General features: G+C 69.2%; 18 protein-coding genes and 1 riboswitch. Of the genes, 7 read left to right on the forward strand and 11 right to left on the reverse strand.

Features of this window, described 5'->3' with window-relative positions; genetic code table 11:
* Nucleotides 1-5 precede the first annotated feature (5 nt).
* The 4 genes from ACPW96_RS09375 to ACPW96_RS09390 form a co-directional block, all read right to left on the reverse strand.
* On the reverse strand, nt 6-320 hold the full coding sequence (locus ACPW96_RS09375; protein WP_425820165.1) for an AzlD domain-containing protein: 315 nt from the start codon (nt 318-320) through the stop codon (nt 6-8).
* Nucleotides 317-1,045 carry an AzlC family ABC transporter permease gene (locus ACPW96_RS09380; RefSeq protein ID WP_425882838.1) on the reverse strand — a complete coding sequence of 243 codons (729 nt, stop codon included), beginning with the start codon at nt 1,043-1,045 and terminating at the stop codon, nt 317-319. The genes ACPW96_RS09375 and ACPW96_RS09380 overlap by 4 nt, the downstream gene beginning before the upstream one ends.
* A gap of 75 nt (nt 1,046-1,120) precedes the next feature.
* Entirely contained in the window at nt 1,121-3,034 is a 1,914-nt protein-coding gene (gene typA, locus ACPW96_RS09385) for a translational GTPase TypA (RefSeq protein WP_425820163.1), read from the reverse strand.
* A 64-nt stretch (nt 3,035-3,098) separates the two neighbouring features.
* Nucleotides 3,099-4,859, reverse strand: coding sequence for an ABC transporter ATP-binding protein (locus tag ACPW96_RS09390; RefSeq protein WP_425820162.1), 1,761 nt, complete (start codon nt 4,857-4,859; stop codon nt 3,099-3,101).
* 38 nt (nt 4,860-4,897) lie between these two features.
* Here ACPW96_RS09390 and ACPW96_RS09395 point away from each other — a divergent pair, with 38 nt between their 5' ends.
* On the forward strand, nt 4,898-5,506 hold the full coding sequence (locus ACPW96_RS09395) for a PH domain-containing protein (protein ID WP_425882839.1): 609 nt from the start codon (nt 4,898-4,900) through the stop codon (nt 5,504-5,506).
* A 26-nt stretch (nt 5,507-5,532) separates the two neighbouring features.
* Here the strand turns inward: ACPW96_RS09395 and ACPW96_RS09400 are convergent, their stop codons facing one another.
* The 3 genes from ACPW96_RS09400 to ACPW96_RS09410 form a co-directional block, all read right to left on the reverse strand.
* Nucleotides 5,533-6,672 (reverse strand): ABC transporter permease, encoded by a 1,140-nt coding sequence (locus ACPW96_RS09400; RefSeq protein WP_425820160.1) that lies wholly within the window; start codon nt 6,670-6,672, stop codon nt 5,533-5,535.
* Nucleotides 6,672-8,207, reverse strand: a complete 1,536-nt coding sequence (locus ACPW96_RS09405) for an ABC transporter permease (RefSeq protein WP_425820159.1) — start codon at nt 8,205-8,207, stop codon at nt 6,672-6,674. Before ACPW96_RS09405 ends, ACPW96_RS09400 begins: the two co-directional genes overlap by 1 nt.
* A 162-nt stretch (nt 8,208-8,369) precedes the next feature.
* The gene (locus ACPW96_RS09410; protein ID WP_425882840.1) at nt 8,370-10,178 is read right to left on the reverse strand and encodes an ABC transporter family substrate-binding protein; all 1,809 of its coding nucleotides are present in this window, start codon (nt 10,176-10,178) and stop codon (nt 8,370-8,372) included.
* Nucleotides 10,179-10,342: 164 nt separating this feature from the next.
* On the opposite strand from ACPW96_RS09410, the gene ACPW96_RS09415 reads away from it, so the two are divergent.
* Both ACPW96_RS09415 and ACPW96_RS09420 read left to right on the forward strand, forming a co-directional pair.
* Nucleotides 10,343-11,206 carry a CPBP family intramembrane glutamic endopeptidase gene (locus tag ACPW96_RS09415; protein WP_425882841.1) on the forward strand — a complete coding sequence of 288 codons (864 nt, stop codon included), beginning with the start codon at nt 10,343-10,345 and terminating at the stop codon, nt 11,204-11,206.
* A 290-nt stretch (nt 11,207-11,496) separates the two neighbouring features.
* Nucleotides 11,497-12,480 (forward strand): type IV toxin-antitoxin system AbiEi family antitoxin domain-containing protein, encoded by a 984-nt coding sequence (locus tag ACPW96_RS09420; RefSeq protein ID WP_425820156.1) that lies wholly within the window; start codon nt 11,497-11,499, stop codon nt 12,478-12,480.
* Nucleotides 12,481-12,630: 150 nt separating this feature from the next.
* Here ACPW96_RS09420 and gcvP read toward each other — a convergent pair whose 3' ends face one another.
* The 4 genes from gcvP to ACPW96_RS09440 all read right to left on the reverse strand — a co-directional run bounded on the left by gcvP (nt 12,631) and on the right by ACPW96_RS09440 (nt 18,540).
* Nucleotides 12,631-15,546 (reverse strand): aminomethyl-transferring glycine dehydrogenase, encoded by a 2,916-nt coding sequence (gcvP, locus tag ACPW96_RS09425; protein ID WP_425882842.1) that lies wholly within the window; start codon nt 15,544-15,546, stop codon nt 12,631-12,633.
* Nucleotides 15,543-15,926, reverse strand: coding sequence for a glycine cleavage system protein GcvH (gene gcvH / locus ACPW96_RS09430; protein WP_425820154.1), 384 nt, complete (start codon nt 15,924-15,926; stop codon nt 15,543-15,545). The genes gcvP and gcvH overlap by 4 nt, the downstream gene beginning before the upstream one ends.
* Nucleotides 15,923-17,044, reverse strand: coding sequence for a glycine cleavage system aminomethyltransferase GcvT (gcvT, locus tag ACPW96_RS09435; RefSeq protein ID WP_425882843.1), 1,122 nt, complete (start codon nt 17,042-17,044; stop codon nt 15,923-15,925). Before gcvT ends, gcvH begins: the two co-directional genes overlap by 4 nt.
* 157 nt (nt 17,045-17,201) lie before the next feature.
* A riboswitch (glycine riboswitch) is annotated at nt 17,202-17,297 on the reverse strand.
* A gap of 73 nt (nt 17,298-17,370) precedes the next feature.
* Nucleotides 17,371-18,540, reverse strand: a complete 1,170-nt coding sequence (locus tag ACPW96_RS09440; protein ID WP_425882844.1) for a MarP family serine protease — start codon at nt 18,538-18,540, stop codon at nt 17,371-17,373.
* 125 nt (nt 18,541-18,665) lie between these two features.
* Between ACPW96_RS09440 and ACPW96_RS09445 the strand changes: the two genes are divergently transcribed.
* Genes ACPW96_RS09445 through nadC form a run of 4 tightly spaced genes read left to right on the forward strand, consistent with a single transcriptional unit; the run spans nt 18,666 to nt 23,339 of the window.
* Complete coding sequence (locus ACPW96_RS09445) at nt 18,666-19,415, forward strand: NUDIX hydrolase (RefSeq protein ID WP_425882845.1); 750 nt, start codon at nt 18,666-18,668, stop codon at nt 19,413-19,415.
* Nucleotides 19,412-20,749 carry a quinolinate synthase NadA gene (gene nadA / locus ACPW96_RS09450; RefSeq protein WP_425820151.1) on the forward strand — a complete coding sequence of 446 codons (1,338 nt, stop codon included), beginning with the start codon at nt 19,412-19,414 and terminating at the stop codon, nt 20,747-20,749. The genes ACPW96_RS09445 and nadA overlap by 4 nt, the downstream gene beginning before the upstream one ends.
* The gene (gene nadB, locus ACPW96_RS09455) at nt 20,746-22,488 is read left to right on the forward strand and encodes an L-aspartate oxidase (RefSeq protein WP_425882846.1); all 1,743 of its coding nucleotides are present in this window, start codon (nt 20,746-20,748) and stop codon (nt 22,486-22,488) included. The genes nadA and nadB overlap by 4 nt, the downstream gene beginning before the upstream one ends.
* Entirely contained in the window at nt 22,482-23,339 is an 858-nt protein-coding gene (nadC, locus tag ACPW96_RS09460; protein ID WP_425882847.1) for a carboxylating nicotinate-nucleotide diphosphorylase, read from the forward strand. The genes nadB and nadC overlap by 7 nt, the downstream gene beginning before the upstream one ends.
* Nucleotides 23,340-23,345: the final 6 nt, after the last annotated feature.

Here is a 23,345-nt window from a genome sequence, read left to right on the forward strand (position 1 = left end):
GCCGGTCAGGCGGCCCAGCCGAGCAGGCGCAGCAGGGCCGCGACCAGCGCTGCCGAGAGGACCACCACGAGAAAGGAGGCGCGCAACCAGAGCAGCACCCCGGCCACGAGAACGGCGGGAACCCGGGCATCCACGACGATCGCCATGCCGTCGCCCAGTGTCTGCACCGCGACGAGGGCTCCGAGCAGGGCGACGGTCAGCAGATCGCTGATGCGCGCGGGTCGTGGAGCGTCGAGCCAATGCGGGGGCGTCAGGTACCCCAGCATCTTCAGCAGCACGCAGGCGATGGCGGCGAGCAGCACCGCGTTCCACATCGTCATGGCGTTCCCCGCGCGCGCTGGGCGCCGTTCTCGGGGGCGGGACGGCCCAGCCAGTTGAACCAGCCGACTGCCACGGCCACCAGGGCGGCGATCAGCACGGGCAGGCCGGGCATGAGCCACGGCGTGAGGCAGGCGGCCACGACGGCGGCCGCCGCACCGACGGCGATCGCCTGGCGTGAGCGGAGCCGCGGCCACAGCAGTGCCAGGAAGGCGGCTGCGGCCGCGGCATCCAGTCCATACGCCCGCGGATCCCCCAGTACATCGCCGAGGAGCGCGCCGGCCAGGGTCGTCGCGTTCCAGCCGATGTAGATCGCGACCCCCGTGACCCAGAACCCCAGGGTGCGGGCGCGCGGGGAGGTCTGGGCGAGGGAGACGGCCGTCGACTCGTCGATCGTGAAGTGCGCGGCGGCCAGCCGCTTGGGCCAGCCGGGGCCGATGACCGGCGACATCCGCATGCCGTACGCCACGTTGCGCACGCCGAGAAGCGCCGCAGACGCGATCGCCGCCGGCGCCGCGGAGAGCCCGCCCGATGCCATCACGCCGATGAAGGCGAACTGCGACCCGCCGGTGAACATCACGAGGCTGAGGACGCACGTCTGCCAGACGTCGAGTCCGGATGCCACGGCCAGCGCGCCGAACGATATGCCGTACGCGCTCGTCGCGAGCGCCACCGCGACGCCCTGCCGCCGGGCGCGGCGCGCCTCGACATCGGGCTCGTGCGTCACCCGACGAAGCCTACCCAGGGCCGGGGACGCGGCCGGCGGGCCGCCTGGGGACCTCTGGACCGCTCGCGCGGGGCTTCAGGCGTTCGCGTCCTGACGCTTGAGGCGGGCTGTCGCGCGCGCGCGCTCGGTGGCATCCAGGTTCACCTTGCGGATGCGGACGATCTCGGGCGTGACCTCGACGCACTCGTCCTCGCGGGCGAACTCGAGGCTCTCCTCGAGCGAGAGCTGACGAGGAGGGGTCATCGACTCGAAGGTGTCCGACGTCGACTGACGCATGTTCGTCAGCTTCTTCTCCTTGGTGATGTTCACGTCCATGTCGTCGTTGCGCGAGTTCTCACCGATGACCATGCCCTCGTACACCTCCTGCGTCGGCTGCACGAAGAACGACATCCGCTCCTGAAGCGCGATGATCGCGAACGGCGTCACGACGCCGCTGCGGTCGGCGACGATGGAGCCGTTCTGGCGGGTGACGATGCTGCCGGCCCAGGGCTCGTAGCCGTGCGAGATGGCGTTTGCGATGCCGGTGCCGCGCGTGGTGGTGAGGAACTCGGTGCGGAAGCCGATGAGCCCGCGCGAAGGGACGACGAACTCCATGCGCACCCAGCCGGTGCCGTGGTTCGTCATGCCCTCCATGCGGCCGCGACGGGTCGCGAGAAGCTGGGTGATGGCCCCGAGATACTCCTCGGGGGCGTCGATCGTGAGGTGCTCGAACGGCTCCTGCAGCTCGCCGTCGACACGACGCGTGACCACCTGCGGCTTGCCGACGGTCAGTTCGAAGCCCTCGCGGCGCATGTTCTCCACGAGGATGGCGAGGGCCAGCTCACCGCGGCCCTGCACCTCCCACGCGTCGGGACGGCCGATGTCGACGACCTTGAGCGAGACGTTTCCGACGAGCTCGCGGTCGAGGCGGTCCTTCACCATGCGCGCGGTCAGCTTGTGGCCCTTGACCTTGCCGGCCAGCGGCGAAGTGTTGGTGCCGATCGTCATCGAGATCGCGGGGTCATCGACGTGGATCTGCGGCAGCGGCCGCACGTCCTCGGGATCGGCGATCGTCTCGCCGATCGTGATGTCGGGGAAGCCGGCGATCGCGACGATGTCGCCCGGGCCGGCGCTCTCGGCGGGGTAGCGGTCGAGTGCGCGAGTCTTCAGCAATTCGGTGATCCGTGCGCTGCTGGTGGTGCCGTCGTGGCGGACCCAGGCGACCGTCTGGCCCTTCTTCAGGGTGCCGTTGAAGACGCGCAGCAGCGCGAGGCGGCCGAGGAACGGGCTCGAGTCGAGGTTCGTGACCCATGCCTGCAGGGGTGCGTCGTCGTCGTAGGCCGGGGCGGGCACGTGCTCGAGGATCGCCTCGAACAGCGGCTCGAGGTTCTCACCCTCGGGCAGGGTGCCGTTCTCGGGCCGGGTGCGCGACGCGATGCCGGCGCGGCCGCTCGCGTACACGACAGGCACATCCAGCAGCGCGTCGACATCGAGGTCGGGCACGTCGTCGACGAGGTCGCTGGCGAGGCCGAGCAGCAGGTCGTGGCTCTCCTCTTCGACCTCGGCGATCCGGGCATCCGGTCGATCGGTCTTGTTCACCAGCAGGATGACCGGGAGCTTCGCCTCCAGCGCCTTGCGCAGCACGAAGCGGGTCTGGGGCAGCGGGCCTTCGCTCGCGTCGACGAGCAGGACGACGCCGTCGACCATGGAGAGACCGCGTTCGACCTCTCCGCCGAAGTCCGCGTGACCCGGGGTGTCGATGACGTTGATCGTGACGGGGCTGTCGCCCGCGTGCGCGCCCTCGTAGGTGATCGCCGTGTTCTTGGCGAGGATCGTGATGCCCTTTTCGCGCTCGAGGTCGTTGGAGTCCATGGCGCGCTCCTCCATGTGCTCGTGCGAGCCGAAGGAGTTGGTCTGGCGGAGCATGGCGTCGACGAGCGTCGTCTTGCCGTGGTCGACGTGCGCGACGATCGCGACGTTTCGGAGGTCCGGACGGAGGGCGCGCGCCATGAAGAAAGTCCTTGCAGAAAGTGGAGGGCCCGGAGTCGGGCACATCCATTCTACCGCGCCGGTGCTACTCCCCCGTTTCGGCGCCCAGCAGCAGCGCCCGCGCCTCGCGGCGCACGCGCTGTTCGCCGGGATCGGGCACGGGCACCGCGGCGATGAGCCGCTGGGTGTAGGCCTCTTTCGGCGCCCGCAGGATCTGCCCGGTCGCACCCTGCTCGACGATCTTGCCGTGATGCATCACGATGATCCGGTCGGCGAGCGAATCGACGACGGCCAGGTCGTGGCTGATGAACAGGCACGCGAACCCCATGTCGGCCTGAAGGCGACGCATCAGCTCGAGCACCGTCGCCTGCACAGACACATCGAGAGCGGATGTCGGCTCGTCGGCGATCAGCAGCTTCGGCTCCAGCGAGAGCGCGCGGGCGATGCCGACCCGCTGCTTCTGGCCGCCCGAGAGTTCGTGCGGGTAGCGGTTGCGGTACGACCGCGGCAGTTCGACGGCGTCGAGCAGATCCTGCACGCGCTTGTCGAGGTCGCGGCCCTTGGCCTCCCCGGCGAGCAGCATCGGCTCGCCGATGGACGCGCCGATGGGCAGGCGGGGGTTGAGGGATGACGACGGATCCTGGAAGACGATGCCGACGTCCTTGTGCACCCTGTGGAGCATCCGGCGGTCGGCCTTCGAAATGTCGCTGCCGACGACCGTGGCTCGCCCGTCGGCGATGGGCAGCAGGCCGATCGCGGCACGTCCGACCGTGGTCTTGCCCGACCCCGACTCTCCGACGAGGCCCGTGACCTCGCCGGGGAAGATCGAGAAGGTCGCGTGCTCGACCGCACGGAACGCGGGAACGCGCCCTCGCTTCGGGTAGTCGATGGCGACGTCCTCGAACGAGAGGACCGGGTCGGTCAGCGTTTCCCGGCGAGCGAAGTCTTGGCGCGCCGCCACTTCTGCGAGCCGGAGCTCGGTCGTGTCGCCGGCCAGCGCGGCCGTCGTGTCGATCGCCTCGTCGCCGACCTGCCCGATCCGCGGCACTGCGGCCAGCAGCTGGCGAGTATAGGGATGCTGCGGATTCGCGAATACTCCCTCGACGGTGCCGCGCTCGACGATCCGGCCCTTGCGCATCACAACGATGTCGTCAGCGAGGTCCGCGACGACGCCCATGTCGTGCGTGATCAGCAGGATTGCCGAATCAAGCCGGTGCCGAAGGTCGCGCATCAGGTCGAGGATCTCGGCCTGCACCGTGACATCCAGAGCCGTTGTCGGCTCGTCGGCGATCAACAGCCACGGGTCGCACGAGATCGACTGCGCGATCATGGCGCGCTGACGCTGTCCGCCCGAGAGCTGGTGGGGGTAGGAGTTGAATGCCTTGAGCGGGTCGGGCAGCTCGACGAGATCGAGCAGCTCCAATGCACGCGCTCTGGCCGCGCTCGGAGTGATGCCGAAGTGGATGCGCAGAGTCTCGATGATCTGTGACCCGACGGTGTACACGGGGTTGAGGGCGGTCATCGGCTCCTGGAAGATGACGGCGATCTCGCCGCCTCGCACCCGGCGGAGCTGATCCTTCTTGAGCCCGATGATCTCCCGGCCGGCGAGCTTGACGCTTCCACCGATACGAGCGTTCGCGGGCAGCAGGCCGAGCATCGCCATCGAACTGGCGCTCTTGCCGGACCCCGACTCGCCGACGATCGCGAGCGCCTTGCCCCCGTCGACGAAGTAGTTGAGATCCTTCGCGGCCGGCACCCAGTAGTTGTCGACGGCGAAGTCGACGGAGAGTCCACTGACCTCGAGGAGGTGACCGTCGAACGATTCGCGGGTCCGTAGCTGGCTCATCGGCTGTTCCTGATCTGAAGGGGGGTGAGAATGGGTGCGTGGATCCCGCGAACAGACTGCTGCATTCCCGCTTCAACCGGATCATGGCGATCCTGGTCTGGGCGGTGGCGGCGATCGTCGCGGCCCTCGCGGCGTGGGGCGGCGAGCCCAGCCTGACATGGGTGTACCCGGCGGCGGCGCTGGCCGCTTTCCTGTCGTGGGCCGCGCTGTGGCGACCGGGAGTCGGTGTCGATGCGGCGGGCGTGCACGTGCGCAACGTCACGCACACCGTGGACATCCCGTGGGAGGCACTCATCCACATCGACACCAAACACGCCCTGACGCTTCTGACGCCCGGTCAGCGCTTCTCGGCGTGGTCGGCGCCGGCCCCCGGCATCATGACGTCCCGGATCATCAGCCGACGTCCCCTCAACCGCGAAGGCAGGGCAGTGGGCAGCATGCCCCGCACGGGCGACCTGATGGGCAGTGACTCGGGCGACGCAGCGATGCTCGTGAGGGAGGAGTGGCGACGCCGGATCGATGCGGGCCTCATCACCGTCGGTCTCGCCGACGAGTTCAACGTCCGCCGTCGGTGGGACATCCCGGTCCTCATCGCGACCGCGGTGCTGCTCGCGGTGACCGTCTGGGCGCTGGCCGCATCCGGCTGAGTCGGGCTGCGAAAGCCCAGCGCCCGTCATCGTCGCAACTCCCCGCGGGAGGTGGGGCCCTCCGGCTCGTCGCTGGAGACCCCGTCGTTCAGCGCCTCCCCGCGCGTGGTCACCACAAGCCCCTCGGGCACGTCGGCCGTCGTCCCGGTCTCCACGACCGCATCCTCGGGAAGGTCCTTCACCTTGTTGAAGCGGACCCGCTTCTGACGCGGGTCGAACGCGTCGCGGAGACCGTCTCCCACGAAGTTGACGAGCAGCGACAGAATCACGATGAACACGGCAGGCCACCAGAAGAGCCACGGACGGGTCTGGAACGCCCCTTCGTTCTGGCTGATGAGCAGGCCGAGGGATACCTCCGGGCTGCGGACGCCGTAGCCGAGGAAGGAGAGCGACGTCTCCAGGATGATCGCGGCGGCGATCAGAAGCGTCGCCGCGACGATCACGACACCCATGGCGTTCGGAAGGATGTGCTTGAAGATGATGCGAAGGTCGGATGCTCCTGCGACTCGTGCGGCTTCGACGAACTCACGCTCGCGCAGCGAGAGGAACTCCGCCCGCACGAGGCGCGCGATGCCGGTCCACGCGAAGAAGCCCAGGAAGATCGCCAGCACGAGCGGGCCGAGGCCACCGACGGCCGAGCCGACGACGGCGCCGATGACGATGATCGGGATGACGATGACGATGTCGGTGAGCCTCATCAGCACGGCGTCCACCCAACCGCGGTAGTACCCCGCGATCGCACCGACCACCACCCCGATGAAGGTCGCGATGCCGCCGATGATGAACATGATGTACGCCGAGTTCACGAGGCCGCGCATGACCATCGCGAAGTAGTCCTTGCCCACGTTGTTCTGGCCGAACGGATGGTCGCCGAGCGCGAACGGCCAGAGGGTCAGGGTCGGCTTCCCGTTGTCCTGAATGGGAAGCAGCGAGGTGTAATCCCACTGCCACCATCCGGGGATGCCGAAGATGCCCGTCGCCGAGATGGCGAAGCCGACGATCAGCACGAACAGCACGATGCTGACGAGCGCCGGCTTGTGCTGCAGGAACCGCCTGAGGATCAGCCTCCCCTGGCTCAATCCCTTCTCGTCGGAGGTCAGGACGGTCGTAGGGTCGGCACCCGGCTCGGCGGGGGCCTCGAAGTTGGCGCCCATGGGGATGGTCATCACTTGACCCTCACTCTCGGGTCGAGCGCAGAGTACGCGAGGTCTGCGAGGAAGTTGAACGTGATCGCGAAGATGGCGATGACGACGAAGTACGCCATGACCGGGTTCGGATCCGAGTTGTTGAGTCCGCTGTTGAACAGCGCCCCCATGCCGCTGAAGGCGAAGATGCGTTCGGTGATGATGGCACCTCCGATCAGGGCGCCCACGTCTGCCGCGACGATGGTCGTGATGGGGATGAGCGAATTGCGGAACGCGTGGCGAACCACGACGGTGCGCTCCGGAAGACCCTTGGCGCGCGCAGTGCGGATGTAGTCCTGGTTGAGGGTCTCGAGCATGCCGCCGCGAGCGTAGCGGGTGTAGCCCGCGAAGGAGATGAGCATGAGGCTGATCGTTGGAAGCAGGAGGTGCGTCAGCGTGTCGGTGCTCTGGATCCAGAAGTCCCCCTGCAGATTCGGGGTCTGCGAGCCCACTGTCGGGATGGGGCGGCCGTTGATGCGCGGGTTGTTGATGTAGGAGTTCCAGTTGCGCATGTACTCGTCGACGATGATCACCCCCATGCCGAGAACGCCGGTGAGCACGCCGATCCGGATAGCCGGGCCCTTGTCGAACTCGCCGAGGACGAAGCCCGCGACTCCACCCGCTGCGCCGGCGAGACAGAACAGGATGATCACGCCCCACAGCTCGAACGACGTCAGGAAGGGCTGCAGGAGGAAGTAGGCGACGATGACGACGACTGCCGTGGCACCCGCCGTCCGCCACGCGTAGCGCGCCCTCACGCCGGCGATGAGCAGCACCATCGCGGCGCCGAAGGCGGCGATCAGCAGAGGGGCGAGAACGGGACCGAGCGACGGATCCAGGAACCACTCCGTCACCGACATGCCGTACAGCATCAGGCCCGTCACGAGGACAGAGGCAGCGAAGACGACGAGGCGGCGCTGCCTCGGGCCCCCGATCAAGACTTGCCAGAAGATACCGGAGATGAGCGAGAACACTATGATCACCGCCCAGCTGAAGACGGGATCACGCAACCAGTTGTTGAATCCGAGGGCCACGAAGACCTTGAGAAGGACGCCCATCAGGAAGGAGGGCAGCGAGTAGAGGAAGAAGCTCGCGAAGGTGAAGCTGTAGTCGACCGCGCTGTACTGGCGGAGCGCGGAGATGATGCCGACCGTGATGCCGAGGACGATGGCCAGGATGGTCGCCGCCGTGACGAGTTGCAGGGTCGCGGACATCGCGCGGCCGAGAAGGATGTTGACCGGCTGATTCTGAATCGTCACGCCGAGGTCGCAGCCCCCGAACGGAATGACGCATCGGGCCGCACCGGCGAGCCAGCCGAGCCACCGGACCGGGATGGGCTGATCGAGATTCAGCCACTCGACGCGCTGCGCGATCAGCGCATCCTTGTTCGGGCTGTTCGAGGCGTACAGGTCCGTGAGCGGATCTTTCGCGAGCGCCACCAGGGTGTACATGATGAACGACGCGGCGATCAGTATGAGGATCGAGACCCCGATGCGCCGCAGGACGAAACTAAGCACTGGGTTGCCCCTTCATGGACAAAAGGTATCAGCCGTATGTCCGCCGCCCCAGGCAGTAGCCGGGCGGCGGTCGCCGATGCGAAGGTGATGGGCACATGTGTGGGGCGTCGGGTGAGTAACCCGACGCCCCACGCTGTGTACGTGCGTCAGACGAGCCGCTGACTACTCAGCTGCGGCGTCTTCCGCGGTCCACTCCCAGAAGTTCCAGATCGGTCCGGTCTGGTTGGCCATGAAGGTCACACCCGAGATGCGGTCGGTGTGAGCCTCGACACCGGGGCTCTGGAAGATCGGCAGGCCGTAGTAGTCCTCGAACAGGAGCTGGTCGACCTTGATGCGGGCCTCCTCGACGTCAGCCTCCTCGGTCATCGTCTGGATCTGCGCTGCCAGCTCATCGATCTCCGGGACGTTGACGCCCGTGAAGTTCGAGCCGCCGTCGGAGGCGAAGATCTGCGGGATGTCCTCGTTGCCGACACCGGGCGAGATCCAGCCGAAGATCGACACATCATAGATGTCGCTCTCCAGCTGCGCGCTCCAGTCCTCGCGGCCGATGTCCTCCACCACGAATCCCGCCTCGGTCGCCGTGGCCTGGATGGCCTCGAAAGCGGCGACACGGTTCGGGTTGTTGATGTTGTAGAGGATTCGCGCCGTGGGGGTGCGACCGGCGAGCAGCGCCTTGGCGCCCTCGACGTCGACCTCTGCGTACGCGTCGGATCCGTTGGTCTGGATCGTCTTCTCGTAGGGGTCGGTCTGCGAGGTCACGTAGGTCTGCGAGTTGAGCACCTCTGCGTCGGGGTTGATCGGCTTCACCACGGTGTCGACGATCTGCTGGCGCGGGATGATCTTCATGAACGCCTCGCGGACGGCGGGGTCTGCCCACTCACCCCTGTGCGACAGGTCGACGTGGTCATAGGACAGCTGAGGCCCAGTGAGGATCTGAATCCCCTCGATGCTCTCCAGCAGCTGCAGCGTGTCGCCGCCCGCCTGCGGGTTGATGATGTCGACCTCGCCGTTCTGGAGGGCCGTCACCTGCGCCTGCGAGTCACCCACGAACCGGAAGACCAGCGTGGAGTAGGCGGGGTCGCGCTCGCCTTCGTAGGCCTCGTTGATCTTGAGGGTCATGGACTGCGTGGGCTCCCACGAGTCGACGATGAACGGGCCGTTCGAGAGGTACAGCGTCTCGTCGTCGGGCAGCGAGGTCACGTCGAAGGCGGTGTTCCACGTGTCTGCGACGGCCTTGATGGTCGCGTTCGGCTCGACCGGAGCCGCGGGGTCGCCCCGGGGGGTCGACTGCATGGCCTCGATGAACTCCTCCGTCGTCACGCCGGCCTTCTCCGCCACGATGTGCATCGGCAGCGGGTTGCCGTCCTGGTCGAACAGCCACTGGAGGTTCCAGTCCACGTACGGGGTGTCGTAGACGAGGGTCAGCGACTTCTTGTCTTCGCTGACCTCGGGGAACTCGGTGTCGGAAAGACCGCTGGTCGAACCCGCGATGGTGAAGTACTGGGTGCCGCTGAGGACCGTGCCTTCTTCGTCGACGGTGGCGTCATCGAAGTAACCCGATCCGGAGGCCCAGCCGAGGAGCAGGTCATCGGTCGTGACCGGAGTGCCGTCAGACCACTTCGCCGTGTCGCTCAGCGTGTATTGAACGGTCAGCGGGTCGTCGGAGACCTTCTCCATCGTTCCGAACGACTCGTTCGGAACGACCTCCATGTCGTCGTTTATGTAGGCGAACGTCTCGTGGGTCGCGTACCAGAGCTTGCCGTTGATGTCGAGGTTGCTCTGGGGGGTCGCGGGGTTGAAGCTCGTGGTCTCGTTCGTCTCCGCGAGGATGATCTGGGTGTCGACGACTTCCGGTGCCGCCTCTTCGCTGTCAGTGCCTCCGGGGCTGGTGCAGCCGGACAGGACGACGGCTGAGACGCCGACCCCCGCCGCGACCACAAGGGCGCGCTTGCGCCATGTCTTGTCAGACACGTGTTTCCTCCTGTGCAAGGGATGGTGCGCACACGCCGAAACCGAGGTTGGAGCGGGGCGCGGATAGGGAAACACTAAGCGCGGGGTAACTCTTGGTCAAAACATCCCGCGAAAACGTTACATAGCCTTAACTCAATGCGACCGGAGTGTGACATTCTGACAAAATGACTGCCTCTGAGCCCCCTGCAGATGTGCGGAATCCCACTGAAGTCGCGGCATCCGGCTACTCGCGCACCCGCCTCTGGTGGGAGATCGCGCTGGCACTGGGTCTCACGGTCGGCAGATCCGCGGTCTACTCGGTACTCTCCCTCATCCGCACCCTCGTCGAGAGCGGATCGCTGGCGAATCAGGAGACCCAGCTCAACCAGCCGCAGGATGCGGCCGCGTTCTGGGACATCACTTATCAGGTGCTCGGGTGGGGTTTCGGACTGATGGGGGTCGCACTGGCGGTGTTCCTCCTGTGGGAGCCGGGGAACAACGCGCTGCACCGGATCGGGCTGGATTTCCGGCACGTCGGCTCCGACATCCTGCGTGCCCTGCTGCTCGCGGCGGTGATCGGCATCCCGGGCCTCGGGCTCTATGCGCTGGGGCGCGCGCTCGATCTGACGGTGGCGGTGCGCGCTTCGCCGCTCGACCCGTCGTGGTGGACGATCCCCCTGCTGCTGCTCGCCGCGGTGCGGGCGGGGCTCACCGAGGAGGTCATCTTCATCGGGTACCTCTTCGACCGCCTGCACCGGCTCGGATGGGGCTGGTGGACGATCATCCTCTCGACCGCCGCGCTGCGAGGCGCGTATCACGCCTATCAGGGGTTCGGCGCGATCGTCGGGAACATCGCGATGGGCATCCTGTTCGGCTGGTGCTACCGGCGCTGGGGCCGGGTGATGCCGCTGGTTCTCGCACACACCGTGCTGGATGTCGTGGCATTCGTAGGCTACCCGCTCGCCGCAGCGCTGTGGCCGGGCGTCTTCGGGCCCCCGGTCAGTCCGACGCCGTCGCCGACCCCGACGCCGTCGCCGACCTCCGCCTGACGCGCCCTTCGCCATGCCGCGAGCGCTTCGCCGGCGTTGGCGGGCGCCCGCGGCCGACGCCTCCGCCGGAGCCACGACGCACCCCCGTCCGCCCGCGAGACTGCGTCCCGGCGCCGAAACGGCAGGGGTTGTACGCACCCTCGGCGCGTAGATGCAGTGTCGCCAGGGGAGAGGGGTCGGAGGACGAGAGAGTTGCCGGCGATTCCTGCACAGCGCCAATGAGAGTGCGACCACCCACAAAGATTCAGTTCCAGCCAGCGCACCGCATCGGGCTCGTCGATTGTGAGTGGATGCTGCTGACGGCCACCCCCGAAACGAACACGCGTCTCAACGTGAGCCCGATCGTGCTCCTGCGGCAGTCCACCGCACTCGTCCGACTCGACCGGGCGGCCGATAATGGAGCGCTCGTGCGCATCGCACGAGGCGTGTACGCCGATGCGGCGGAGTGGCACGACCTGCCGCCGTGGAGCCGCTATCTCACGCGTGTCCACGCTACTGCGCTCCTACGGCCGGATGCCGTCTTCAGCCACGAGTCCGCCGCGGCGCTTCTCGGTCTGCCGGTCTTCGGGCACCCGCCTGAGGTCCACGTCCTGAGGGACCCACTCGGCACCTCCCGTGCCCAGGCGGGCGTTCGCGAGCACACCACAGTAGATCTTCGCGATGTGCTGCACGTTGACGGCATCATGGTAACGACGCCGGAAGAGACCGCCGTCGACATCGCGCGCGCCCGTCATCCTGCCGTTGCGATAGCCGTTTCGGACGCGGTTCTGCGCTCGGATCGCTCGCTGACATGCGAGCGGCTCCGCGAGGCGAACCTGCGGCGCGCGAGCAGTCGCGGACGGCGACACGGTGAGCGGGCCATCGTTGCGGCGAACCCGCTGGCCGAGACCCCTCTCGAGTCGGTGAGCAGAGCCGCAATCGACTGGCTTGGCTTCGCTTCGCCCGAACTTCAGCACGTACTCACCACGCCGGATGGCCGCGAGCGCCGACTGGACTTTCTCTGGCGCCGCGAGGCGATCGCCGGTGAGGCCGATGGTCGAAGCAAGTACGACGGTCGATTCGGTGACCCGAGCCTTCTCGCTTTCAATGAGAAGCGCCGTGAGGACTCGCTTCGACGGGTGCTGCGGGGATTCGCCCGGTGGGGCTGGTCCGAGCTCCAGCATCCGGGCGAGCTCCGCGGGATCCTGCTGGATGCCGGACTGAAGCCTCAGGAGCCCGCGCACCTGGCTCTCCTCGGATCCCTCCGTCGGGCGCTGACTGGCGCGCCGCGCTGACGCCCGCGGTGTGCCCGACACACGCCGGGCGAGACCGCAGCCCCGCGCCGAGACTGCGGGCGGTGCGAGCAGTCTCGGCGCGTAGCCGCCGTTTCGCACCGGGAATGATTTCTCGAAGCGGCCGCGCCGGGGCGCGCCCGCGGGGCCCGGCTAGGCGAACGCCTCGATGGGCGGGCACGCGCACACGAGATTGCGGTCACCGTAGGCCTGGTCGATCCGGCGCACCGGCGCCCAGTACTTGTTGCGCACAAGCGAGTGCACCGGGTACACGGCCTTCTCGCGGGTGTACGGGTGCGTCCATTCCCCTGCGATCACCGACTCCGCCGTGTGCGGGGCATTCACGAGGGGGTTGTCGTCCGCGGGCCACTCCCCCGCCGCGACGGCCAGCGCCTCCTCGCGGATCGCGACCATGGCCTCGACGAAGCGATCGAGCTCCGCCAGGTCCTCGGACTCCGTCGGCTCCACCATGAGGGTGCCCGCGACGGGGAACGACATGGTCGGCGCGTGGAAGCCGAAGTCGATCAGGCGCTTGGCGACGTCGTCCACCGTCACGCCCGTCTGCTCCCTCAGCGGCCGGAGGTCCAGGATGCACTCGTGCGCGACGAGGCCGTCCTCGCCCGTGTACAGCACCGGGTAGTGCTCCCGCACCCGCGCGGCCACGTAGTTCGCCGAGAGCACGGCGGCGCCGGTGGCGTCGCGCAGCCCTTCTGCGCCCATCATCCGCATGTACGCCCACGAGATGGGAAGGATGCCGGCCGAGCCGAACGGCGCCGCCGAGACAGCACCGCCGTCATGCGTGTACACCCCGTGGTCCGAGCGCTGCGCGAACGGATGCCCGGGCAGGAACGGCGCGAGGTGCGCTTTGGCCGCGACCGGCCCGACACCGGGTCCCCCACCGCCGTGCGGGATCGCGAAGGTCTTGTGCAGGTTGAGGTGCGACACGTCGCCGCCGAGATCCCCGAACCGCGCGAACCCGAGCAGCGCGTTGAGATTGGCGCCGTCGACGTACACCTGGCCGCCCGCGTCGTGCACCGCCTCGGTGATCTCGAGCACGTCGTGCTCGTAGACCCCGTGCGTCGACGGGTACGTGATCATCAGCGCCGACAGCTGCGCCGCGTGCGCCGCGATCTTCCCCCGCAGGTCTTCGAGGTCGACGTTGCCGGCCTCATCGCACGCGACGACGACGACCTTCATCCCGGCGAGCACCGCGGATGCCGCGTTCGTGCCGTGCGCGGATGACGGGATCAGGCACACCGTGCGCTCCGTGTCGCCGTTGGCCAGGTGCCAGCCGCGGATCGCGAGCAGCCCGGCGAGTTCGCCCTGCGACCCGGCGTTGGGCTGCAGCGACACGGAGTCGTATCCGGTGACCTCGGCGAGCCACGCCTCGAGCTGCTCGATCATGGCCAGGTAGCCGTGCACATCGGCCTCCGGCGCGAACGGGTGCACGCGGGAGAATTCGGGCCACGAAACGGCGGCCATCTCGGTCGCCGCGTTGAGCTTCATCGTGCAGGAGCCGAGCGGGATCATCCCGCGGTCCAGCGCATAATCGCGGTCGGCCAGGGTCTTCAGGTAGCGCATCATCGCGGTCTCGCTCCGGTGCGTGTTGAACACCGGATGCGTGAGGTACTCGTCCTCGCGGGCCAGCCGGGAAGGGACCCCGGCGAGCGGCGAGAGTCCCGCGAACGGCACGTCCCGCACGCCGTGCTCGTCGGCGGACGGCAGGCCGAACGCCCAGGCGATCGCGGCGAGGTCGTCGGCCGTCGTGGTCTCATCGACCGAGACGCCGACGGTCGCGTCATCCGCCCAGAAGAGCTGGTAGCCGCGCGAACGGGCTCGTTCGATGACCTGCGCCGAGGGACCGGGGGTCACGACGCGGAGCGTGTCGAAGAACGAGTCGGAGACGAGGGAGAGCCCGTACGACCGCAGCCGGTCGGCGAGCGCCTCCGCCTTGCGGGAGACGTCCTCTGCGATCGAGCGCAGGCCGGACGGGCCGTGGTACACGGCATACATCGCCGCCATCACCGCGAGCAGCACCTGCGCCGTGCAGATGTTGGATGTCGCCTTCTCGCGACGAATGTGCTGCTCGCGCGTCTGCAGCGAGAGCCGGTACGCGGGGTGGCCTGCGGCATCCTGGGACACCCCGACGAGGCGACCCGGCAGCTGGCGCTCGAGACCTTGGCGCACCGCCATATAACCGGCGTGGGGGCCGCCGAAGCCGAGCGGCACTCCGAACCGCTGGGTGGTGCCCACGGCCACGTCGGCGCCGAGCGACCCGGGCGACGTCAGAAGCGTGAGCGCCAGCAGATCCGCGGCGACGACGGCGAGGCCCCCCGCGACGTGGGTCGCGTCGATGACCCCGGACGGATCCCATACGCGTCCCGTCGCCCCGGGGTACTGGAGGAAGACGCCGAATGGTTCCACAGGCTCGCCGATCGAGCCCTGAAGCGTGCCTCCGCGGGCGAAGTCGATCTCGACGAGCTGGATGCCGACGGCGGATGCGCGCGAGCGCAGCAGCGCCTTGGTCTGCGGCAGCGCATCGGCATCCACCGCGAAGACGTTCGACGGGGACTTCGACGCCCGCCGCGCGAGCAGCATCCCCTCGACGACCGCCGTCGACTCGTCGAGCATGGACGCGTTCGCCGTGGCCAGCCCGGTCAGGTCGGTGACCATCGTCTGGAAGTTGATGAGCGCCTCGAGCCGGCCCTGCGAGATCTCGGGCTGGTACGGGGTGTACGCCGTGTACCAGGACGGGTTCTCGAACACATTGCGGGCGATGACCGACGGCGTGATCGTGTCGTAGTAGCCCAGACCGATCATCGGGCGTGCCGTGCGGTTCTGCGAGGCGAGCTCGCGCAGCTCCGCGAGCGCCTCGGCCTCCGTTGCGGCCGGCGGGATGTCGGAAGTCGTGCGCGGCTGCACGTGGATGGATGCGGGCACCGCCCGCTCGACGAGCGCGTCGACGCTCTCGTACCCGAGCACGTCGAGCATCGCCCGTTGCGCCGCGGCATCCGTCCCGATGTGCCGCGCGGCGAATCCTCCGAGCGCCTCGGGCGCCGTCCCCGTCATTCGGCGCCACCCGTGAGCGCGACGTACGCCTCGCGGTCGAGCAGCTCGGCCGCGGCGGACGCGTCGACGCGGATCTTCACCAGCCACCCGTCTCCGTACGGATCTGAGTTCACGAGGGAGGGGTCATCGACCACGGCGTCGTTGGCCGCCACGACATCGCCGGTGAGGGGCGCGTAGAGCTCCCCGACCGACTTCGTCGACTCGATCTCACCGACGACCTGCCCCGCGCTCACGCCCGAATCGACAGCCGGCAGCTCGACGAAGACGACGTCGCCGAGCTTGTCGGCCGCGAAATCGGTGATGCCGACCGTGGCCAGATCGCCCTCGAGGGCGATCCACTCGTGCTCGGCGGTGTACTTGAGAGCGTTGAGATCGGTCATTTCTTCCTCCGGTAGAAGGGCAGGGCGGTCACGGTCGCGGGGATTCGCGTTCCGCGTACGTCGATGGTGACTGCGGTGCCCTCGGCGGCCGCGGACGGCGAGACGAAGGCCATGGCAATGGGATGCTGCAGGGTGGGGCTGAGCGCGCCGCTCGTGATCTCGCCCACGCGCTCCTCCCCGCGGAAGACCTCGTACCCCGCGCGACCGGCCCGCTTGCCCTCCGAGACGAGGCCGACGAGCACGGGCGCATCGGCGGGAACAGCGGCGAGCACGGCCTTGCGCCCGACGAACTCGTTCTTGTCCGCGGCGACGACGCGGCCGAGGCCGGCCTGTGCCGGAACGATGTCGAGCGAGAGCTCGTGGCCGTAGAGCGGCATCCCCGCCTCGAGGCGCAGGGTGTCGCGGGCGGCGAGCCCGGCGGGCACCAGTCCGAGCGGGGAGCCCGCGGTGAGCAGGGCGTCCCAGAGGCCCGCGGCGGCGGATGCGGAGACATACAGTTCGAAGCCGTCCTCGCCGGTGTACCCCGTGCGGGCGACGAGCAGCGGCGCTCCGTCGTAGAACGCGTCGGTGGCGGCGTAGTACGGCAGCTCGGCGAGGGGGCGTCCGAGGTCCGTGATTCCAGGCGTCGCCTCGAGCACCGCGCGGGCGATCGGACCCTGGACGGCGATCAGCGCGTAGTCCTCGCTCGCGTCCACGACGGTCGCCTCGAAGCCCGACACCCTGGTGGCGAGGGCGTCGGCGACGGCATCGTGATTGCCGGCGTTGGCGACCACGAAGTACCGGTGCGCACCGAGGCGGTAGACGACGAGGTCGTCGATGATTCCGCCCGACTGTGCGAGCAGCAGGCTGTACTTGGCCTTCCACACGGGAATCGCCGAGAGCCGACCGGCGAGCGCGTAGTCGAGGAAGACGCCGGCCTCGTGGCCCTCCACCAGGAATTCCGCCATGTGCGAGATGTCGAAGATGCCGGCCGCGGTGCGCACGGCGTGGTGCTCGGCCAGGTCGGAGGTGTAGCGAACCGGCATGAGCCACCCGCCGAAGTCGGTGAACGAAGCACCGAGCGCCTCGTGCGTCGCACGCAGAGGGGTGTTGCGGGGCGGGATCGCGGGGTCTGTCATGAGTTCTCCGGTGCTCGTCCGGGCTGGCGTCGGGTGACGCCGGCGAACTCCCCCTCTGTCATGGGCCTGAGAGCTTCGACGCGGCATCCACTGCACTGATCGGATGCTGCGGCTTTCACCGTCGGCGGGTCCACGAGGACCGCTTTTCAGAGTGGCCGGACCCCGCGCGGTACGCGGACCTGAGAGATTGGCGGGGAGGCTTGCTCCTTCGGTGCCCGGCAAGGTTCTGCCGGGGCTCTCCCGCGAGGGTCGTGCGGCCTGTCTTCAGTTGCGAGGCCAGCATATCGGGCGCGTGCGAGAAAACGGGCACCATCCGCGAATGGAGCTCAGCCGCTGCAGGTGCCGGAGGCGACCGCGGCGTCCAGCTCGGCGAGCCGGTCGACGACGGGCGACATCTCCGTCGGTGTCATGGCGTAGCCGAGATCGTCGTCGCCCTCGGCGCGCGCGAACACGAGGCCGGCGACCTGGCCGGTCGTGGAGAGCAGCGGACCGCCCGAGTTGCCAGGACGCACCTGCGCGGCGAGCGCGTAGACCTCCCGCGCGGAGCTCGATTCGTCGTAGACGTCGGGGACGTCGGCCATTCCGACCGAGAGCACCCGCGCGGCGCCCGTCGTGAACGGACCGCCGTACGGGTAGCCCTGCACGACCGCCTCCGATCCGACCCCGAGGGTCGGCACCACGTCGAGCGGTGTCGCATCCAGCCCGTCCACGGCCACCACGGCGATGTCGTCGACGGGGTCGAAGTAGACGACCCGGCCCTCCCGCGCCTCTCGACCAGGCAGCTCGACGACCGGGCGGTCGACGCCGGCCACCACATGCGCATTCGTCATCACGCGATCCGGCGCCACGACGAACCCGGAGCCGCTGGCGGTGATGCCGCACGCGAACGCGACGCCCGACACGCGGGCGACGGACTGCGCGGCGGCGGTGAGCGCTGGTTCGTCGAGCGCGACATCCGGGATGCTCGGCGCGAGCTGCGGGGCCAGCAGCTGTCCGAGCCGAGGGATGCCCTCCTCGGCGGCGCCGCGAAGCTGGGCCATCGTCGCGGCGAGGGGCCGCGGCGTGAGGTCTTGGATGGCGGTGAGGATGCGCGACGACGACACGGACGAGGCGACGAAGGGCATGCCCGTCGCCGCCAGACTCTGCCCTGCAAGGGAGACCGCGAGGGCCGCGACCGTCAGGCTGACCGCTCCGCCCAGGAGACGCTCGAGCCCGCGCAGCTTCGTCTTGTCGACGCCGCGCCGCAGAGCCATCCCGATCGCGGAGCCCACCGCGGATCCGATCAGGAGAAGTCCGACCGCCACGGCCAGGACGGCAGCCCCCCGCCATGCGGCATCCGGAATCGCGGCGTTGACCAACGGAACCGCCCAGTACGCGGCGAGGCCACCGACGGCGAGCCCGACGAGGGAGCCCACGCTCGCCAGCAGTCCGCGCATGACGCCGATGATCACGGCGATCACGAGGATCGCGAGCACGACGATATCGACGGCGGCCACCGGTGTTCCCCTCCCTGGTCGGAGCGATCCTAAGCGGCTGACCTGGGAGGACTCCCCGGCCGCGTTCCGCGGTTTGCACTTCATGTCGGGATGACTATAAGATGGCGGATGAAGGGGTTAGAGTCATGATGACACGAACGAGCGCTCTCGAAGCATCCACCGCCACGGCACCGGCCGCGGACGAAGTGACGCGCGTGGCCGTGTCGACCGTCATCTTCAGCCTGCGGCCCTGCGCGGACGGCGCGTCGATCGTCCTTCCCCTCGTGCGCCGCACCCGCGACCCGTTCGAGGGTCTCTGGGCCCTGCCCGGGGGATGGCTCGACCCCGCCGAGGGGCTGGATGCCGCGGCATCCCGCACACTCGCCGAGACCACCGGGCTCGCCCCGACCTATCTCGAGCAGCTCTACGCCTTCGGCGATGTCGACCGCTCCCCCACCCGCGTCGTGTCGATCATCTACTGGGCGCTCCTGCGCCCCGACGAGATCATCGGCGTCCACGCCGACGACGCACCGGCCTTCGCCGACGAGAACGTCGAGTGGTTCGACGCGGCATCCCTCCCGCGTCTCGCGTTCGACCACAACGCGATCGTCGACTACGCCCTGTGGCGCCTGCGCAACAAGGTCGGCTACAGCCGCATCGCGCACGGCCTGCTCGCCGACGAGTTCACCCTCGCCGAGCTGCGCGAGGTCTACGAGTCGATCCTCGGCCGGCGCCTGGACCCCGCGAACTTCCGCCGCCAGGCGGAGGCCTCGGGCACCCTCATCCCGACCGAGCACTTCCGCACGGGCAGCCACCGGCCCGCCCGCCTCTACCGCTACAACCAGGACGTCGAGCTCGCCGATCGCGGGCCCCTGACCGGATCGAGCCCGAAATGACCCTGCACCCATCCACGGTGGCCGACCCCTCGGTCGACCACGCCCTCCGTCTCATCACGACGGGCCGCTCCAACGCCGAGACGTGCAACACCGACCTCGCCGCCGGCCCGTGGAACTTCGACACACGCCCCGGCTACGGACCGGGCGCATCGATGGGCGACGTCATCCCGACCGGATCGCCGCGGCAGGGCGAGCTGCCGGTCGAGTACCGCGACGCCTCCGAGGAGGAGCTGGACGCCCGCATCCGCGCGGCCAAGGCGACGCTCGGCGACCGGGTCGTGATCCTCGGCCACTTCTACCAGCGCGAAGAGGTCGTGCGACACGCCGACTACGTGGGCGACTCGTTCCAGCTCGCCAACGCCGCGAAGGCGCGATCGGATGCCGAGGCGATCGTCTTCTGCGGCGTGCACTTCATGGCCGAGACCGCCGACCTGCTCTCCACGCCCGAGCAGTCCGTGATCCTGCCCAACCTCGCCGCGGGCTGCTCGATGGCCGACATGGCGAACATCGACCAGGTCGAGGAGTGCTGGGAGCAGCTCGAGGAGGTCTTCGGGCCGCTCGATCAGCCGGGCCCCGACGGCCGGGTGCCGGTCATCCCCGTCACGTACATGAATTCCGCCGCCGACCTCAAGGGGTTCTGCGGGCGCCACGGAGGCATCGTCTGCACTTCCTCGAATGCGAAGACCGTGCTCGAGTGGGCCTTCCAGCGCGGCGAGCGCGTGTTGTTCTTCCCCGACCAGCACCTGGGGCGCAACACGGCGAAGGCCATGGGCGTGCCGCTGGAGCAGATGCCGATGTGGAACCCGAACAAGCCGCTGGGTGGCAACGACCTCTCCGCCGTCGAGGACAGCCGCGTTCTTCTCTGGCACGGGTTCTGCTCGGTGCACCGCCGCTTCACCGTCGACCAGATCGAGAAGGCGCGCGCGGAGTTCCCGGGCGTGCGCGTGATCGTGCACCCCGAATGCCCCATGCCGGTGGTGGATGCCGCGGACGAGGCCGGCTCGACGGACTACATCCGCAAGGCGATCGAGGCGGCGACCGAGCCCACGACCTTCGCTGTCGGCACCGAGGTCAACCTCGTGCAGCGCCTCGCCGCCGACAACCCGCAGCACACGATCTTCTGCCTGGATCCGGTGGTCTGCCCCTGCTCGACGATGTACCGCATCCACCCCGGCTACCTGGCATGGGTGCTCGAGGGTCTCGTCGGCGGCGAAGTGCTGAACCGCGTCTCGGTGCCCCTGGATGTGGCGGAGCCCGCGCGGCTCGCGCTGGAACGGATGCTCGCGGCGAAGCCGCCCGAGGCACCCGCGCTCGTGGCCGAGAGCCTGTCGTGACGGCGGCCGGAACGAGCGGGAGCGCCGCCGACGTGCAGCGGGGCGCCGTGCATGCCGTTCTCGTCGGGAGCGGCATCGCCGGACTGACGGTCGCCCTCCATGCGGTCGCGGCCGGGGTGCGTGTGACCCTCGTCACCAAGGACGTGCTCGAACACGCCAACACCCGCTACGCCCAGGGCGGCATCGCGGGCGTGATGTTCGCCGACGACCGCATCGCGGATCACATCGCCGACACCCTGCGGGCGGGCGCCGGCCTCGCCGACCCCGAGGCCGTGCGAGTCCTTGTCGATGAGGGCCCCGCACGCATCCGGGAGCTCATCGGTCTGGGTGTCGCGTTCGATCGCGACGAGGACGGCGCCTTTCTCAAGGGTCTCGAGGCGGCTCACTCCTATCCGCGCATCCTGCATGCGGGCGGGGATGCCACCGGCACAGCCATCGAGAAGGCACTCGTGGCGCGGCTGCGGGCCAGCGGCGCCCGGGTGATCGAGCACGCCTTCCTCGTCGACCTGGTGTGCGAGGGCGGCCGCGTCACGGGCGTGGACCTGCTGGTGGAGGAGCCATCCGCGCCCAAGGGCGGGGTCGGCGGCGGGACCGGGAACACGCGCCGGATGGTTCTGGACGCCGATGCCGTGGTGCTCGCGACGGGCGGGGCCGGCCAGCTCTACGCCCACACCACGAACCCGGTGGTGGCGACAGGTGACGGGATCGCGGCGGCGCTGCGCGCCGGCGCTGCCGTCACCGACCTGGAGTTCTTCCAGTTCCACCCCACCGTGCTGGCTGCCGGCGAAGCGTTCCTCGTGTCGGAGGCCGTCCGGGGCGAAGGCGCGACGCTGATCGATGAGAACGGCCGGAGGTTCGCGTTCGACGCGCATCCGGATGGCGAACTGGCGCCACGGGATGTGGTCGCCAGGGCGATCGCACACCAGATGGACCTTCAGGGCGGCCGGCCGGTGCACCTGGACGCGACGGCTCTCGGCGCCGAATTCCTGGCGAGCAGGTTCCCGACTATCGACGCCGCCGTGCGTGAGCGAGGCCTCGACTGGTCGCGCCGGCCCATCCCCGTCACCCCGGCCGCGCACTATCTCATGGGCGGGATCACCACCGACCTGCACGGCCGCACGAGCATCCCGGGGCTGTACGCCGTGGGCGAGGTCGCCAGGACCGGGGTGCACGGCGGGAACCGGCTCGCCTCGAACTCTCTGCTGGAGGGCGCCGTGTTCGGCGCTCGGGCGGGTTCGGTGCTGGCCGCCGACGCGACGGGAGGAGACTGGCCCGCGGCACCCGTGCCCGCGGCCTACGCCGAACCGGCCGCCGAGCAGTCGCTTCCCGTTGCTGCCGGCTCCGCGGAGCGTCGAGACGAGAGGACCGGAGGATCGCGGGACGGGGCTGGCGGTGTGCCGCCGTTCTCGCGCGACGCGCTGCAGGCCCTGATGTGGGAGGACGCGGGACTGGTGCGCGACAAGACCGGTCTGGCACACGCGGCGCGCATCCTCGCCGCGTGGAGCGCGACGCCCCGGATCCCCGTCACCGAGGCCGAGTTCGAGGACGAGAACCTGCTGCAGGTCGCGACCGCGCTGGTCGCGGCGGCGCGCGCCCGCCGCGTCTCCGTCGGTGCGCACTTCCGCTCCGACGGGGTGGGTTCCGACGACATCGTGACCGACCTCGTCGCCGCCGAACAGCGTCGCGCCGCCGAATCCACCGTTCACGAATCGAGCACCGTCGGAGCGTCGGCGTGCTGACCCGCACCACGATCGATCGCGCGGTCGCGGCGGCGCTCGAAGAGGACGCCCCGTGGGGTGACATCACGAGCGAGACGCTCATCACGCCGGATGCGCAGGCGCGCGCCGAGCTCGTCGGCCGCGAATCCGGGGTGTTCTCCGGCGGCGAGGTGTTCGCGGCCGCGTTCCGGCTGACGGACCCGCGGATCACGGTCGAGCCGCTCGTGGAGGACGGCGAGTGGTTCGCAGCGGGATCGACCCTCGCCATCGTGGCCGGCCCGGCGCGCGGGGTGCTCACGGGTGAGCGCGTCGGTCTCAACTTCGTGCAGCGCATGTCGGGCATCGCCACGCTCACCTCCCGCTATGTGGCCGAGGTCGCGCACACGGGCGCCCGCGTCGCGGACACCCGCAAGACCACCCCGGGACTGCGCGCCTTCGAGAGGCACGCGGTGATGAACGGCGGGGGCCACAATCACCGGCACTCCCTCTCGGATGCCGTGATGGCCAAGGACAACCATCTGGCCGTGCTCTCGCAGAAGGGCGTGTCGGTCACCGCGGCGCTGCAGGGGGCCATCGCCCGCCTCTCCCACACCACGCACGTCGAGGTGGAAGTCGACCGCCTCGATCAGATCGAGGCGGTGCTCGCGGCGGGGATCGGAACCATCATGCTCGACAACTTCTCGCTCGATGACCTGCGCCGGGGCGTCGAGCAGGTCGGGGGTCGTGCCACCGTCGAAGCCAGCGGCGGTGTCTCCCTCGCCACGGTGCGGGCGATCGCCGAGACCGGCGTCGACGTGATCTCCGTCGGTGCCCTGACGCACTCCGCGCCCGCGCTGGACCTCGCCCTCGACATCCGGATCCACGCGCGCTGAGCCGAA

It is taken from the genome of Micromonospora sp. DT81.3, assembly GCF_049847225.1.
In the GTDB taxonomy this organism is placed as follows: Bacteria; Actinomycetota; Actinomycetes; order Actinomycetales; family Microbacteriaceae; genus Microbacterium.

What these genes read in the sequence shown, in the direction of transcription:
- ACPW96_RS09375 (WP_425820165.1), bottom strand. Translation starts at nt 320, where the DNA reads ATGACGATGTGGAACGCGGTGCTGCTCGCCGCCATCGCCTGCGTGCTG.
- typA (WP_425820163.1), bottom strand. Translation starts at nt 3,034, where the DNA reads ATGGCGCGCGCCCTCCGTCCGGACCTCCGAAACGTCGCGATCGTCGCG.
- ACPW96_RS09390 (WP_425820162.1), bottom strand. Translation starts at nt 4,859, where the DNA reads ATGAGCCAGCTACGGACCCGCGAATCGTTCGACGGTCACCTCCTCGAG.
- ACPW96_RS09400 (WP_425820160.1), bottom strand. Translation starts at nt 6,672, where the DNA reads ATGACCATCCCCATGGGCGCCAACTTCGAGGCCCCCGCCGAGCCGGGT.
- ACPW96_RS09415 (WP_425882841.1), top strand. Translation starts at nt 10,343, where the DNA reads ATGACTGCCTCTGAGCCCCCTGCAGATGTGCGGAATCCCACTGAAGTC.
- ACPW96_RS09420 (WP_425820156.1), top strand. Translation starts at nt 11,497, where the DNA reads ATGCTGCTGACGGCCACCCCCGAAACGAACACGCGTCTCAACGTGAGC.
- gcvP (WP_425882842.1), bottom strand. Translation starts at nt 15,546, where the DNA reads ATGACGGGGACGGCGCCCGAGGCGCTCGGAGGATTCGCCGCGCGGCAC.
- gcvH (WP_425820154.1), bottom strand. Translation starts at nt 15,926, where the DNA reads ATGACCGATCTCAACGCTCTCAAGTACACCGCCGAGCACGAGTGGATC.
- gcvT (WP_425882843.1), bottom strand. Translation starts at nt 17,044, where the DNA reads ATGACAGACCCCGCGATCCCGCCCCGCAACACCCCTCTGCGTGCGACG.
- ACPW96_RS09445 (WP_425882845.1), top strand. Translation starts at nt 18,666, where the DNA reads ATGATGACACGAACGAGCGCTCTCGAAGCATCCACCGCCACGGCACCG.
- nadA (WP_425820151.1), top strand. Translation starts at nt 19,412, where the DNA reads ATGACCCTGCACCCATCCACGGTGGCCGACCCCTCGGTCGACCACGCC.